The following is a 14,321-nucleotide window of genomic DNA, read 5'->3' as shown; positions in this document are numbered from 1 at the left end:
CCAGTTGGGCCGCCGGCACAGGCCAGGCGGCGCAAACACGCGCCGGACAAGCCGGCGCAAGCAATTATTTGACTTCTTTCCAGTACGACGCGTTCAGGCGCCATGCCAGCAGAGCAAAGATAGTCATGAAGATCAGGACCCATACGCCCAGCTGCTTGCGCTTCTGTGCGGCTGGCTCGGCCATCCACTCCATGTAGCCGACCAGGTCGGCCACCGCAGTGTCGTACTCCAGCTTGGTCATGGTGCCCGGTTTGACGATGGTGAAGCCGTCAAACTTGTGGATCTTCTTGGCCTTATCGTGCGGATCAGCCACTTCAACGAACTTGGCTTCCTGCACGCCCTGCAAGTCCCACAGCACGTGAGGCATGGCAGCGTTCGGCAGCACCAGGTTGTTGAAACCGGTAGGACGGGTGTCGTCCTTGTAGAAGGTACGCAGGTAGGTGTACAGGTAGTCGCTACCGCTGCCGCCCGGACCGGCCTTGGCGCGCGCGATCACGGACAGGTCCGGCGGCACGGTGCCGAACCAGGCCTTGGCGTCCTTGGCCGGCATGGCGGTGGTCATCAACTCGCCCACTTTCTCGCCGGTGAACAGCAGGTTGTTCTTGATCTGCTCTTCGGTCAGGCCCAGGTCGCGCAGGCGGTTGTAGCGCATGCTCGACGCATTATGGCAGTTCAGGCAGTAGTTGACGAACAGCTTGGCGCCGTTTTGCAGCGCAGCCATGTTGGTCGAACGGTCCGGTGCTTTGTCCAGTGGGTGGCCGCCTTCGCTGGCGAAGGCCAGCGCAGGTACCAGGGCCAGAAGGGCCAGCAGTTTCTTGGAAAAGATCATTTATTAGTCCTTTGCTTAGCGTTCTGCTTGGTCAATCAGTGCGGATGGAAAGTGACGCGATCCGGCACTTTCTTGAACGTGCCCATGGTGCTCCACCATGGCATCAGCAGGAAGAACGCGAAGTAGTACAGGGTCGCCACTTGCGACACGATGGTGCCAACCGGGCTCGGTGCCTGCACGCCCAGGTAACCCAGGGCCACGAATGCCACGCCCAGGCCCAGGTACAGGTACTTGTGGCCTTGCGGACGGTAGCGGATCGACTTCACCGGCGAGTGGTCCAGCCATGGCAGGAAGGCCAGGATCACCACGGAACCGCCGAAGAACACCACGCCCCAGAACTTGGCGTCCAGCGCCCATGGGAACATGCCGACCACGGCCACCAGGCCAATCGCGGCGATTGCCGACTTGACCATGAAGGACAGGCGCGATTTCAGCCACACGAAGGACACGTAGGCAACGGTTGCGCCCATCAGCACCCACATGAAGTCGGCGGTGGTGGCGCGCAGCACCGAGTAGAACGGCGTGAAGTACCAGGTCGGCGCGATGTGCGGCGGGGTCTTCAGCGAGTCACCTGGCAGGAAGTTGTTGTATTCCAGGAAGTAACCGCCCATTTCCGGCGCGAAGAACACCACGGCCGAGAAGATGGTCAGGAAGACCGATACGCCGAACAGGTCGTGCACGGTGTAGTAAGGGTGCGAAGGAATCGAATCGACCGGGTGGCCGTCCGGGCCCAGGTTTTCCTTGACTTCGATGCCGTCCGGGTTGGACGAGCCCACTTCGTGCAGCGCGATCAAGTGCGCCGCCACCAGGCCCAGCAGGACCAGCGGGATGGCGATCACGTGGAAGGCGAAGAAGCGGTTCAGGGTCGCGTCGGACACCACGTAGTCGCCGCGGATCCACAGGGACAGGTCAGGGCCGATCAGCGGAATCGCGCCGAACAGGTTGACGATCACCTGTGCGCCCCAGTACGACATCTGGCCCCATGGCAGCAGGTAGCCGAAGAAGGCTTCGGCCATCAGGCACAGGAAGATGGCGAAACCGAACAGCCAGATCAGCTCACGTGGCTTACGGTAGGAACCGTACATCAGGCCGCGCGTCATGTGCAGGTAGACGATGATGAAGAAGGCCGAGGCGCCGGTCGAGTGCATATAGCGCACCAGCCAGCCCCATGGCACTTCGCGCATGATGTATTCGACCGAGGCGAACGCCAGGTTGGCGTCCGGCTTGTAGTGCATGGTCAGGAAGATGCCGGTGACGATCTGCAGCACCAGCACCAGCATGGCCAGCGAGCCGAAGATGTACCAGAAGTTGAAGTTCTTGGGAGCGTAGTACTTGCCCCACTGGTCGTTCCACAGTTTGGTCAGCGGGAAACGGTCGTCGACCCAGCCCAGCGCTTTTTGCGCGGCAGGTGCGTCGGCCGGGAATTTGGTTTCCTTGAAAGCGCCCATGAATTACGCCTCGCCTTTCTCGTCTTTGCCGACGATGATCTTGGCGTCGCCCACGAACATGTGGCGCGGCACCTCCAGGTTGTCAGGAGCAGGTTTGTTCTTGAACACGCGGCCGGCCATGTCGAAGGTGGAACCATGGCATGGGCAGAGGAAGCCGCCGGCCCAGTCATCCGGCAGCGAAGGCTGCGCGCCGGTCTGGAATTTGGTCGATGGGGAGCAGCCCAGGTGGGAGCAGATGCCCACCGCGACCAGGATTTCTGGCTTGATGGAGCGGTACTGATTGCGGGCGTATTCGGGCGTCAGCATGTCCGGAGTACGCTCGGAGTTCGGGTCGGCCACGTCCTTGTCGGTCTTCTTCAGCGACTCGACCATTTCGGGCGTACGCTTCAGGATCCAGACTGGCTTGCCGCGCCACTCGACGGTCCTCATTTCGCCGGGTTGCAGCGTGGAGATGTCCACTTCTACTGGAGCACCCGCCGCTTTAGCGCGCTCGGAAGGCTGGAACGTGCTTACCAGGGCGCCAGTAGCGCCCAAACCGACCACACCACCCGCCGCACACGTGGCGACGAGCAGCCCGCGACGGCTGGAATCGACCTGCTTTTCGTTACTCATACTAACCCCAATCAGTCAAAAATCTGAAATCTTTATTAGACAGTTAACAAAGCTTCTAGCAACCTTAAATTATAAAGGAGTGAAGTCACGATTTAAAGCAAAACCTTGCAATGCGCCAAGCCGTCCCCATTTTGCGCCCCCTTGCGCGTTCTATATTTTTCCAGCAAAGTTGATCCAAATCCATGAACTTTCCGGGAGAATCTGGTATGGCAATGTTGCAAGAATTTAAAGACTTTGCAATGAAGGGCAATGTGGTCGACCTTGCGGTCGGTGTCATCATTGGCGCGGCCTTCGGCAAAATTGTCGATTCGCTGGTGGCCGATATCATCATGCCACCGATTGGTATGTTGCTTGGCGGCCTCGATTTCGCCAATTATTACGTTCCGCTTAACGGCCAGGCCGCCAGTTTGAGCCTGGTGGAAGCCAAAAAACTGGGCGCGGTATTGGCTTACGGCAATTTCTTTACGATTTTGCTGAATTTCATCATTTTGGCCTTTGTTATTTTCCAAATGGTGCGTCTGGTGGCGAAATTGCGCCGCGACGAAGCCCCGGCCAGCGCACCGGCCGAACCGGCACCGCCGGCGGAAGATATTGTGTTGTTGCGCGAAATTCGCGATTCTTTGCGAAAATAGGAGTTAACCTCCATTTTGTAGCACAGCAGCCATGCGAAAACTCTGGTTATTGTTTGCACAAACGGTGACCATCGCATTGGCACTGTACTTTGTGTATACGGCCGTGGGGCGGCGCGGTACCGCCCTGGCCCCCGCCACGCCAGCCGTCAGCGCAGCAGCGGCCGCGCCGGCGCCCGGCTCCTTCCGCACCGCCGCCGACCGCGCCATGCCGGCCGTTGTTAACATCCTGACCACGAAAGCCGTGCGCAAGCGCCACCCGCTGGCGCGCGACCCGTTTTTCAAGCGCTTCTTCGAGCGCGAGGAAGAGGATGACCAGAACAGCCTGGGCTCCGGCGTCATCGTCAGCCCGCAGGGCTATATCCTGACCAACTACCACGTGGTGGAGGCGGCCGAGGAAATCCAGGTGGTGCTGCCGGACGGGCGCAAGGCGCCTGCCAAACTGGTCGGCACCGACCCCGAAACCGACCTGGCCGTGGTGCGCATCACCCTGGACAAGCTGCCCTCGGTTACCCTGGGCGAGGTGGAACAGGCCAAGGTGGGCGATGTGGTGCTGGCCATCGGCAACCCCTTCGGCGTGGGACAGACCGTCACCATGGGCATCATTTCCGCCCTGGGCCGCAACAACCTGCACATCAACCATTTCGAAAATTTCATCCAGACCGATGCCGCCATCAATTTCGGCAACTCGGGCGGCGCCCTGATCGACACCCAGGGCAGGCTGCTCGGCATTAACTCGGCCATTTACTCGCAGAGCGGCGGCTCGGTCGGCATCGGCTTCGCCATCCCGGTCAGCACGGCGCGCAATGTGCTGGAAGCGATCATCAAGGACGGCCATGTGGTGCGCGGCTGGATCGGCGTCGAATCGCAGGAGATCACACCGGAACTGGCCAACAGCTTCGGCCTGCAGCGCGACTCCGGCGCCATCATCGCCGGCGTGGTGCGCAACGGCCCGGCCGACAAGGCCGGCATGCGCCCGGGCGACATCCTGCTGTCGGTGGACGGCAAGCCGGTCAAGGACACCAATGAAATGCTGAACCTGATCGCCCAGCTCACGCCGGGCGGCCAGTCGACCATGCGCATCCTGCGCAAAAGCCGCGAAAGCGACCTCCAACTCACGGTGGGCAAACGCCCCCTCGCCAAGAAATAGTTATGCACCTGCGCGACCTGACCCGCTACCTGGCGGAACTGACCGACAACAACAACCGCCCCTGGTTCGTGATGAACAAGCCGCGCTACGACATCCTGCGCGAGGAATTCCTTGAACTGGTGACCCAGGTCATCGGGGAGCTGGGCAAGTTCGACGCCCAGGTCAAGTTCTGCAACCCGAAGAAGGCCATGTTCCGCATCAACCGCGACGTGCGCTTTGCCCACGACAAGCGCCCCTACAAGACCCATTTCTCGGCCGCCATCGCGCCCAACGATATGCGCCGCCCCAGCATGGCGGGCGGGCCGACCTGGTATTTCCAGATCAGCCCGGACGGCGTGCTGGGCATTGGCGCCGGCGAATACCTGCCGCCGCCGCACCGCCTGAAGGCGCTGCGCCAGCATATGGTCAACGACGCGGCCGGCTTTAAGAAAGCCCTGCACAACAAGGCGCTCAAGGCGCGCTACGGCAGCATCACCGACGAACACAAGCTGCAGCGCCCGCCCAAGGGCTTCGATCCCGCCCATCAGCACATCGAGTTCATCAAGCTGAAGAGCTTCTTCGTCTACCAGGAGCTCCAGCTGCCGCTCAACCAACCGGAACAGCTGCTGCCCATGATCGCCGCCGCCTTTAAGGACGCCTGGCCGCTGGTGCAGTGGATGCGCACCGCGCCGGTCGAGGAAATGGACGCCGCATGAGCACCCATCGCATTGCCGTCATCGCCGGCGACGGTATCGGCAAGGAAGTGATGCCGGAAGGCTTGCGCGTCCTGCGCGCCGCCGCAGCGCGCTTTGGCCTGCAACTCGAGTTCACCACCTTCGCGTGGGCCAACTGCGACTACTACCGGGAGCACGGCCAGATGATGCCGGCCGACTGGTTCGACCAGCTCAAGGGTTTCGATGCGATTTACTTCGGCGCGGTGGGCTGGCCGGACGCGGTGCCCGACCATATCTCACTGTGGGGCTCGCTGATCAAGTTCCGGCGCGAGTTCGACCAGTACGTCAACCTGCGCCCGGTGCGCCTGATGCCGGGCGTGCCCTGCCCGCTGGCCGGGAAAAAGCCGGGCGATATCGACTTCTATGTGGTGCGCGAGAATACCGAGGGCGAATACTCGGCAGTCGGCGGCCGCCTGTTCGAGCACACCGAGCGCGAGCTCGTGCTGCAGGAGGCGGTCTTCACGCGCAAGGGCGTCGACCGCATCCTGCAATTCGCCTTCGAGCTGGCCCGCTCGCGCCCGAAAAAGCACCTGACCTCCGCCACCAAGTCCAACGGCATCGCCATCAGCATGCCCTACTGGGACGAGCGGGTGAAGGCGATGGCGGCGCACTACCCCGACGTGCGCTGGGACCAGTACCACGTGGACATCCTGGCGGCGCGCTTCGTGCTGAGCCCCGAGCGTTTCGATGTGGTAGTCGCGTCCAACCTGTTCGGCGACATCCTGAGCGACCTGGGGCCGGCCTGCGCCGGCACCATCGGCATCGCCCCCTCCGCCAACCTGAACCCGGAGCGCACCCTGCCCTCCCTGTTCGAGCCGGTGCATGGCTCGGCGCCCGACATCTACGGCCAGAACATCGCCAACCCGGTCGCCATGGTCTGGTCCGGCGCCATGATGCTCGACTTCCTCGGCAAGGGCGACGCGCGCTACGTGCAGGCGCACGACGCCATCATGCACGCCATTGAAACCGTGCTGGTACAGGGCCCGCGCACGCCCGACATGGGCGGGACTGCCTCCACCACCGAGATGGGCATGGCCATCGCCGCCTTGCTGTAAACCTGCTTTAACCCCGTTTCTTGCATTTCAGGTCGCGTTTTCAGCATTTCGTCGCAAGGCGATAGTGCTTGACGCGGCACGCCTCTATAGTTCAACCATCGAAAGACGAAATGAACTTAACCCCAACCGAATGGAGAGCAAAATGAACATCGCAAAAAACATGGAATTCATCTTCCTTGGCGCAGTCGCCCTGATCAGCGCAACCGGCTTCGCAACCGCTGCCGCCCCGCTGAAAAACGTCGCCCCGGCCCCGGCCGCCATTATCGTCAAGGCGAACGTCGCCGAGATGCCGGTGGTGACGGTGAAAGCCAAGCGCCTGACCGCAGCGGAAAAAGCTGCACTGTAAGCAGAAGCAAACGTCCTACTCACGGAGCCCCAACATGAAAAAGTTCTTCACCGCCTCGATGATCACCGCCGCCCTGCTCGCCACCGGCGGCGCCGCCCAAGCGGACGAGATCATCTCCGAAGCACGCACTGTTGATGGCCGCGCCGTGAAAGTTGTACTGGACGGCATCGTCGACCTGAAGCTGAAGCAAGGCGCGCCTGCGCTGCTGGTTTCCGGCGACAAGCGCTACATCCAGAAGATTACGGTGACCCAGAGCGGCGACACCATCCGCATCGGGACCGAGAATATGCGCGGCATCCACCTGGGCAGCCGCAACCTGAAGGCGGAACTGTCCTTGCCGCAGCTGCGTGAGCTGGTCTCCGCCGGCGTCGGCTCGGCGGAAGTGAAGGGATTCGACGGCGACGAAGTGCGCCTCTCCCTGGAAGGCGCCGGCGCCATGAACGTGGCCTCGCGCTTCAAGAAAGTCGATGCGCGCCTGACCGGCGTGGGCAGCCTGTCGCTGAGCGAGACCCAGGCCGAAACGGTCGACCTGAATTTGAAAGGCGCCGGGCAGATCCTGATCTCCGGCCAGAGCAAGAACCTGTACGCCAAGCTGGGCGGCATCGGCAGCCTGGATGCCAGGCAGCTGCACAGCGAGAACGTGGACGCCGACATGACCGGCCTTGGCAGCGCCTCGTTCAACGCGAAAACTTCCGCCAACCTGCGCCTGAGCGGCATGGGTTCGGCCACGGTCTACGGCAAGCCGACCAACCGCCAGTCGACGGCGCGCGGCCTGGGCAGCGTGTCCTGGAACTGATGCAACGATTTCCCACCAACTCGTGATTCGTTTCACGGTGCTTGCCGCCTGCTAACCGCAGGCGGCTTTTTTATTTCCGGCATGGCCGGCGCCAGGTCGCGCCCCAGCACGATGCGCAACTGCGCACTGCCACTGCCGCCCACCTCGACCCGCGTCTCGGCCACATTGAAGGGCAGCGTGTTGGTCAGCCGCACCACCTGCATGCCCTCCGCCCGCAAGCGGCGCGCCACCGCCGCCGCCATGCCGCGCACGCCGTTGCCGTTGCTGACCTCCAGCCGCTGGCCGCCCGCCGGCGCAGTGGCCGCAGCCGGCCGCGCTTCCACCCGCGCCACCGCGACCAGCCCAGCGCCGACCTGGCGCACCTCGACGCGCGCCATGTCCACCGGCCACAGCGCGCCCGCCTCCTGCGCTGCCGCCGCTGTATCCGCCGGCGCCGGCGCTGCCGCAAGTTCGCGCAGCGTCCGCGCATGGCGCATCGCCGCCAGCGCGCGCCCGGTTTCGCCGCCGGCCTCCAGCAGCGCGGCCAGGCGCTCCCACGCCAGCGCATTGCCCGGCTCCATCAGGCAAGCGCGTTCCAGCGCCGCCACCGCCGGCAGCAGGCGCCCGTCAAGGTAATAGGCGTAACCCAGGTCGCCCAGCAAAGCTGCCGACGGGCGCCCGCCGCCGCCCGCCGCCTGCGCCTCCAGCAAGGCGATGGCGGCGCCGTAGCGGCCCTGCTCCGCCAGCGCCCGCAGCGCGGGCGCGCTCGGCGCCGCCACCACAGGGTCCGGCGCCGGCGGCGTCACCGGCCAGCTGCACGCCGCCAGCGCACCCGCGCAGGCCAGCACCATCGTTGTACGCATATCGCCTCCTAACGCCCGGCATGCAGCGCGGGCTTGAACACCGTCTTGAGCTGGATCGACGCCGGTCCCAACAACACGATCATCAGCGCCGGGAAAATACAGAAGATCAACGGGAACAGCAGCTTGAGCGCCACCTTGGCCGCCGCCTCCTGCGCCACCACCGCGCGCTTGCGGCGCAGGTTGTCGGCATGCACCCGCAGCGAGTCGCCCATGCTGGTGCCGAAACGCTCGGCCTGCACCAGCATGGCCACCAGCGCATCCACGTCCTCCACCCCGCTGCGCAAGGCGAAGTTGCGCAAGGCGCGCTCCTTGGAGAAGCCGCCGCGCAGCTCCATCAGCACCAGCTGCAGCTCCTGCGCCAGCGCCAGGCTCTTGATGTGGATCTCGCCCGCCACCTTGGCCAGCGCGCGCTCCATGCTCAGGCCGGCCTCGACGCAGATGGTCAGCAAATCCAGCGCATCGGGCAGGCATTCGAAGATATCGCGCTGGCGGCGCTGCGCGCGCCGCGCCAGCACGCCGTTGGGCAGGTAGTAGCCGATGCCGGCGCCGGCGCACAGGAGCAGCAGCCACTGCTTGCTGTTGTGCGGCGTGGCCGCCAGCAGCAGCGCCACCAGGGCCGGCAAGCCCAGGGCCAGCACGGTCTTGGCCGCGAAGTACAGGCGCGGCGCCGACGGGTGGCGCCAGCCGGCGTTCATGAAGCGCGTGCGCAGCGCCGAGCGCTCCCAGCCCTCCTCCGGCAGCGACAGGCGGCTGAACGGCTCGGCCACCCGCGCCACCTTTTCGATCCACTCGCCCGGCCCCGCCAGCGGCGCGGCCTGCGGCGGCGCGGTAAACGACTTCAGGCGCTCGCGCAACGGCCCGCTGGAAAGCGCCAGCATGGCCCACAGCGCCAGGCAGGCCACCACCACGAACACCAGCAGCAGCAACAGGAGGTCGACGCCGTTCATGCGCGCACCCGGACGATGGTGCGCATCCACAGCGCGCCCAGCGCGATGGCGCCGGCGCCGTACCACAGCAGGCGCTGGCCGGCCGGGTCCTGCCACAGCACGGCGTTGTAGGCGGGATTGGTCAGGTGCATGCCGGCCAGCATGACCAGCGGCATCAGGGTCAGGATCCAGGCCGACATGCGGCCCTCCGCCGACAGCACCCGCACCTGGGCCTGCAGCTGCAGGCGCGCGCGGGTCATGCGCGATACATTGTCCAGCAGCTCGGCCAGGTTGCCGCCCGATTCGCGCTGGATCAGCACCGCGATCACCAGGTAGCGCAAATCCGTCAGCGGCACGCGCCCGGCCAGGTGGTGCAAGGCGTCGTGCATGGTGACGCCGTAATTGATCTCCTCATAGGTGGCACGGAACTCGCCGCCGAGGGGATCGGCCACCTCGTCGCCCGCCATCTGCAGCACGTTGGCGAAGGAGTGGCCGGCGCGCAGTGCGCGCGCCAGGAAGTCGGCCATCTCCGGCAACTGCGCCTCGACGCGGCGGATGCGCGCCGCGCGCGCCCGCAGCAGCATGGCCAGCGGCGCCGCGCAGCACAGCGCGCCCAGCACGGCGGCGGCCGCGCCGGGCAGGCGCAGCATGGCCGGCAGCAGCCACGCCGCCAGCAGGGCCAGGCCCTGCAGCGCCAGAAAGCGCGCCACCTGCCAGCGCAGCCCGGCCTGCAGCAGCAGCCGGTCCAGCGCGGCGATGCGCGGCACCCGCTGCAGCAGGCGCTCCAGCGCCGGCGTGTCCGCATAGCGGCGCTCCTTGAGGATGCTGATGCGTGCGCCCGCCGTGTCGCTGCGGCCCGACATCAGGCGCAGGCGCAGCGCGACGCGGCGCGCGCCGCTGCCATGCTTGCCGCTCCACCACAGCCAGGCCCCCTCGCACAGGCAAATCACGGCGGCGAACAGCAGCACGGCAAAACCGCTCCAGGCAAGATCCAGTTCCATGGTGCCTCCCGCCTACTCGTAGACCCGGCCCGGGTCGAACAGCGTGTCCGCCACCGGCACCCCGAACATGCGCAGGCGCTCGGCAAAGCGCGGCCGCACGCCGGTGGCGTAGTAGTGGCCCAGCACGCGGCCCTGGGCGTCGACCCCGGTCTGCTCGAAACGGAAAATCTCGTGCATGGCCACCGTCTCGCCCTCCATCCCGGTCACCTCCTGCAGGCTGACCAGCTTGCGCGTGCCGTCGGTCAGGCGCGACAGCTGCATCACCACCGTGATGGCGGAGCAGATCTGCTGGCGCGCCGTGCGCGCCGTCAGGTTGGCGCCGGCCATGCCGACCATGCTCTCCAGGCGCGACAGCGCGTCGCGCGGCGAGTTGGCGTGGATGGTGGCGAAGGAGCCCTCGTGGCCGGTGTTCATGGCCTGCAGCATGTCGATCGCCTCCGCCCCGCGCACCTCGCCCAGGATGATGCGGTCGGGCCGCATGCGCAGCGCGTTGCGCACCAGGGCGCGCTGCGTCACCTCGCCCTTGCCCTCCACGTTGGGCAGGCGCGTTTCCAGCCGCACCACGTGCGGCTGGCGCAGCTGCAGTTCGGCCGCGTCCTCGATGGTGACGATGCGCTCGCTGGCCGGGATGAAGCCGGACAGCACGTTGAGCAGGGTGGTCTTGCCGCTGCCGGTGCCGCCCGAGATCAGGATGTTCAGGCGCGCCTGGCCGAGCGCCTTCAGCACCTCGGCCATGGGCGGCGTCAGGCTCTTGAACTCGAGCAGCTTGTCCATCATCAGCGGCTGCGCCGCGAAGCGGCGGATCGACAGGATCGGCCCGTCCACCGCCAGCGGCGGGATGATGGCGTTGACGCGCGAGCCGTCCGGCAGGCGTGCGTCGACCATCGGGCTCGACTCGTCGACCCGGCGCCCGACGCGCGAGACGATCTTCTCGATGATCTTCATCAGGTGCGTGTTGTCGTGGAAGGTGATGCCGGTCAGCTCCAGGCGCCCGGTGCGCTCGACATAGACCTGGGCGTGGGTGTTGACCAGGATGTCCGACACGCCGGGATCGGCCAGCAGCGGCTCCAGCGGGCCGAAGCCCAGCATCTCGTTCTGGATGTCCAGCACCAGCTTGTGGCGCTCGCCCTGGTTCAAGGCGATGCGCTCGTCGTCCACGATGCGCGCCACCAGCAGCGCCAGCTCGTGCTTGAACTGCTCCGGGGTCAGGCGCTTCAGGCGCTCCAGGTCGATGCGCTCCAGGATCATCTGGTGCATGGATTTCTTCAGCTCCTGGTAGGCGCCGTCGGCCAGCGCCGGCGCGCTGGCGGCGGCGTGCTCGTCGCGCGCCAGGGCCAGGCTTTCTCGCAAACTCATGGCAAGCTCCTTTCAGTGTTCGGTTTCGGCGCGCCCGAACAGGCGGTCGAACAAGCCCTTGCTCTCGGGCAGGCGGCGCGCGGTGACCGCTTCCACCAGCTCGGCCAGGCTGCGCGCCAGCGGGCTGCTGCGCGCCAGCTGCAGCAGGGGCACGCCCTGGTTGACCGAGTCGGTGGCGGCCAGGTAGTCGTTGGGCACGGTGTGCAGCACCTCCGCCCCCAGCGCCTGCTCCAGGTCGGCCAGGCGCAGCTTGCCGCCCTTCTCGTAGCGGTTGACGATCAGACGCGTGCGCCCGGCCGGATAGCCCAGCGACCGAAAGATGTCGAGCAGGCGGCGGCCGTCGCGGATGTCCGGCAGCGCCAGCTGCAGCACCGGGTAGATCGCGTCCGACTGGTCCAGCGCGCGCAGCGACAGGGCGTCGATCTGGCGCCCCACGTCCAGCAGCACGTAGTCGTAGTGCTGGCGCGCCACGCGCAGGATGGCGTCGATGTGCTCCGGCTTCATCTGGGTCGCCAGGGCCGGGTCGTCGGCCGCCGCCAGCACGCCGTAGCCGGGCGCCACGTGCACCAGGCACGACTCCAGGAAGGCGGCGTCCAGGCGCCCGATCTGGCTGCAGATGTCGGACAGGGTCATGGCCGGCTTCTGGTCGGAGACATACAAGGTGGCGTCGCCGAACTGGCCGTGCAGGTCGAGCAGCAGCACTTTGCGCCCGGCCAGCGCCGCCAGCGCATAGCCGAAATTGGTGGCGAGGAAGGTGGCGCCGCTGCCGCCCTTGCAGGCGATGAAGGCCAGCGCCTTGCCCTCGCGCATGGCGGTCACGCCGCGCTCCACCTCGATCCGGTCCAGCGCCTCGTGCAGGGCGCGGTGCACCAGCGGCAGCGGCAGCACCTCGCGCATGCCGACCCGCATGGCGCGGATCAGCAGTTCGTGCTGCGGCGCCCGCGTCAGCAGGATGAAGGAGGCCTCCGGGTACTGGCGCGCCAGCGGTTCCAGCAGCTCGGCCTGCGCCGGCTCCACCTGGCTGGCGTCGAACAGCACCAGCTCGGGCGGCTGCGGCAGCAGGCGCGCCAGCGCGTCGCGCAGGTCGTGCCGGGTGGCCGCCAGCTGCAGCACCGGCAGGCGCGCCGAGCCTTGCGCCGCCAGGTCGGCCTGCAACTGCTCGTCAGGGCTGATCAACAGGGCTTTCATGGGATCTCCTTTGCTGGCGGGGTTCAAGGGCACGGCGCCTGGCCCGGCACATAGCCGAGCGACTCGGCCGGCGCCAGCGTGGTCGCCGCCGGCAGGTGGGGCGGCACCGGTAGATAGGGTGCCGGCAGCAGCCCCGCGTACGGCAGCGGCGCGCAGGCGGGACCGGCGCCGCACAGGCGCACGCGCACGAAGCGGATGCAGGCGGGGCCCTGCGCGTCGCGCGCGCAGTTGATGCGGTTGGCCAGCGGGCAGGCCGGCAGCAGCGGCAGCGGCGCCAGGTTGCCGGCGGCGTCCATCCACAGGTACTCGATGCGGATATTGGCGCTGCTGACAGCCGGCGCCAGCGGCAGCGCGTCCTGGTCCACGCGCAGCAGCGCGCGCAGGCGCACTTGCTGCATGGCGGCGGCGTCGCTGAAATCGCTCAGCACGGCGCCGCGCGCGGCGCGCCGGCTCACCTCCTGCAGCGCGTTCCACACGAACATCAGGCGGCCGTACTCGATCAGTCCCAGCATGAGCAGCAGGAAGACCGGCAGCGCCAGCGCGAATTCGAGCAGGGTGGCGCCGTGCTGGCGCGGCGCGCTAGTTGTCACGGCCGGCCTCCGCTTGCGCGCGCAGTTCCACCACCTGCGGCATGCCGAACAAAGTGGCGCGGTACTGCAGGACGGCGATCACGGTGATCGACGCCAGGGGGTTGCTCGGGGTCACCATGCTGCAGCTATTCAGGCCGCAACGGTAGTCGACCTGCAAGTCCTGCAGCGCCAGGCCGGACGCCTGCAGCGCCTGCTCCAGCATGGATTGGGCATTGGCCAGCACCACGGCGCGCCGCGCGCTGTCGCGCAACTCCTCGGGCGGCAGGGTGGCCAGGTAGCGCGCCGCGTCGCTGGCCGCCCGGTCCAGCAGCGCGCCATCCATCGCCATGCGCCCGTAATACAGGATGCCGAGCAAGAGCGGCACGCAGACCGCCAGCACGGCCACCAGCTCGATCAGGGCGACGCCCCGGCAGCGGCGGCGCTTCATTGCAGCAGCTCCACGTCGGTCGCCAGGGCCGCGGTCTCGGCCGGGCCCAGGATGCCGGCGAACTCCGCCGGCACCGCGCTGGCCGAGGCGCGCGCGGTCAGCAGGAAGCGCGCCACCGCCAGCACCGTGCCCTGCACCTGGGTGCCGGCCGCGATCGGGCACGCCAGCAGGGGCACGTGCAGCAGGCGCCGCTCCTTGCGCCCGGGCACGCCGAGCGGCGCCGTGCCGTAGCTGGCCACATGGTAAGGCCCGGCCGCCGGCCAGGCCGGCGCCGCCAGCGCCGGCGCCGCCGGGTACAAGGTGCCCCACTTGCTGGCATGGATGGCGGCCATGGCCGGCGTGCGCGCCGGACCGTAGGCCCACAGCGTGCCGTACTGCGCCGGCGCCACGGCCGGCAGCGGCGGCGCGCCGTC

General features: G+C 66.8%; 16 protein-coding genes and 1 pseudogene. 6 read left to right on the top strand and 11 right to left on the bottom strand.

Features of this window, described 5'->3' with window-relative positions:
• Positions 1–64: 64 nt before the first annotated feature.
• Genes GTP41_RS18620 through petA form a run of 3 tightly spaced genes read right to left on the bottom strand, consistent with a single transcriptional unit; the run spans position 65 to position 2,889 of the window.
• Complete coding sequence (locus GTP41_RS18620) at positions 65–829, bottom strand: cytochrome c1 (RefSeq protein WP_161027083.1); 765 nt, start codon at positions 827–829, stop codon at positions 65–67.
• Positions 830–864: 35 nt separating this feature from the next.
• On the bottom strand, positions 865–2,277 hold the full coding sequence (locus tag GTP41_RS18615) for a cytochrome b (protein WP_161027082.1): 1,413 nt from the start codon (positions 2,275–2,277) through the stop codon (positions 865–867).
• Between the two features lie 3 nt (positions 2,278–2,280).
• The gene (gene petA, locus GTP41_RS18610) at positions 2,281–2,889 is read right to left on the bottom strand and encodes a ubiquinol-cytochrome c reductase iron-sulfur subunit (RefSeq protein WP_161027081.1); all 609 of its coding nucleotides are present in this window, start codon (positions 2,887–2,889) and stop codon (positions 2,281–2,283) included.
• Positions 2,890–3,095: 206 nt separating this feature from the next.
• Between petA and mscL the strand changes: the two genes are divergently transcribed.
• From mscL to GTP41_RS18580, 6 genes are all read left to right on the top strand, one after another.
• On the top strand, positions 3,096–3,521 hold the full coding sequence (mscL, locus tag GTP41_RS18605; protein ID WP_161027080.1) for a large conductance mechanosensitive channel protein MscL: 426 nt from the start codon (positions 3,096–3,098) through the stop codon (positions 3,519–3,521).
• Positions 3,522–3,552: 31 nt separating this feature from the next.
• Complete coding sequence (locus tag GTP41_RS18600; RefSeq protein ID WP_161027079.1) at positions 3,553–4,668, top strand: Do family serine endopeptidase; 1,116 nt, start codon at positions 3,553–3,555, stop codon at positions 4,666–4,668.
• A 2-nt stretch (positions 4,669–4,670) separates the two neighbouring features.
• A complete protein-coding gene (locus tag GTP41_RS18595) occupies positions 4,671–5,363 on the top strand; it encodes a DUF2461 domain-containing protein (RefSeq protein ID WP_161027078.1) in 693 nt (230 codons plus the stop codon).
• On the top strand, positions 5,360–6,436 hold the full coding sequence (locus GTP41_RS18590) for a tartrate dehydrogenase (protein WP_161027077.1): 1,077 nt from the start codon (positions 5,360–5,362) through the stop codon (positions 6,434–6,436). Before GTP41_RS18595 ends, GTP41_RS18590 begins: the two co-directional genes overlap by 4 nt.
• Before the next feature lie 142 nt (positions 6,437–6,578).
• Positions 6,579–6,782 carry a hypothetical protein gene (locus GTP41_RS18585; protein ID WP_161027076.1) on the top strand — a complete coding sequence of 68 codons (204 nt, stop codon included), beginning with the start codon at positions 6,579–6,581 and terminating at the stop codon, positions 6,780–6,782.
• 34 nt (positions 6,783–6,816) lie between these two features.
• Positions 6,817–7,578 (top strand): GIN domain-containing protein, encoded by a 762-nt coding sequence (locus GTP41_RS18580; protein WP_161027075.1) that lies wholly within the window; start codon positions 6,817–6,819, stop codon positions 7,576–7,578.
• 32 nt (positions 7,579–7,610) lie between these two features.
• Here the strand turns inward: GTP41_RS18580 and GTP41_RS18575 are convergent, their stop codons facing one another.
• The 8 genes and pseudogenes from GTP41_RS18575 to GTP41_RS18540 form a co-directional block, all read right to left on the bottom strand.
• Positions 7,611–8,420: a LytR C-terminal domain-containing protein gene (locus tag GTP41_RS18575; RefSeq protein WP_161027074.1), complete on the bottom strand. Its 810-nt coding sequence runs from the start codon at positions 8,418–8,420 to the stop codon at positions 7,611–7,613.
• Between the two features lie 8 nt (positions 8,421–8,428).
• A complete protein-coding gene (locus GTP41_RS18570; RefSeq protein ID WP_161027073.1) occupies positions 8,429–9,367 on the bottom strand; it encodes a type II secretion system F family protein in 939 nt (312 codons plus the stop codon).
• The gene (locus GTP41_RS18565) at positions 9,364–10,347 is read right to left on the bottom strand and encodes a type II secretion system F family protein (protein WP_308700867.1); all 984 of its coding nucleotides are present in this window, start codon (positions 10,345–10,347) and stop codon (positions 9,364–9,366) included. Before GTP41_RS18565 ends, GTP41_RS18570 begins: the two co-directional genes overlap by 4 nt.
• Positions 10,348–10,359: 12 nt before the next feature.
• On the bottom strand, positions 10,360–11,703 hold the full coding sequence (locus GTP41_RS18560) for a TadA family conjugal transfer-associated ATPase (RefSeq protein ID WP_161027072.1): 1,344 nt from the start codon (positions 11,701–11,703) through the stop codon (positions 10,360–10,362).
• A 12-nt stretch (positions 11,704–11,715) separates the two neighbouring features.
• Positions 11,716–12,891, bottom strand: a complete 1,176-nt coding sequence (locus GTP41_RS18555; protein WP_161027071.1) for a CpaE/TadZ family protein — start codon at positions 12,889–12,891, stop codon at positions 11,716–11,718.
• A 23-nt stretch (positions 12,892–12,914) separates the two neighbouring features.
• The gene (locus GTP41_RS18550; protein ID WP_161027070.1) at positions 12,915–13,481 is read right to left on the bottom strand and encodes a TadE/TadG family type IV pilus assembly protein; all 567 of its coding nucleotides are present in this window, start codon (positions 13,479–13,481) and stop codon (positions 12,915–12,917) included.
• Positions 13,471–13,908: a TadE/TadG family type IV pilus assembly protein gene (locus tag GTP41_RS18545; RefSeq protein WP_161027069.1), complete on the bottom strand. Its 438-nt coding sequence runs from the start codon at positions 13,906–13,908 to the stop codon at positions 13,471–13,473. Before GTP41_RS18545 ends, GTP41_RS18550 begins: the two co-directional genes overlap by 11 nt.
• A pseudogene (locus GTP41_RS18540) lies at positions 13,905–14,321 on the bottom strand (pilus assembly protein TadG-related protein); the annotation flags it as partial. The gene GTP41_RS18545 and the pseudogene GTP41_RS18540, both read right to left, overlap by 4 nt.

The sequence above is a fragment of the Pseudoduganella guangdongensis genome, from assembly GCF_009857475.1.
Lineage (GTDB): Bacteria > Pseudomonadota > Gammaproteobacteria > Burkholderiales > Burkholderiaceae_D > Rugamonas > Rugamonas guangdongensis.
Note: the sequence above shows the minus strand (reverse complement) of the source record. Positions and strands in the feature narration are given on the sequence as shown.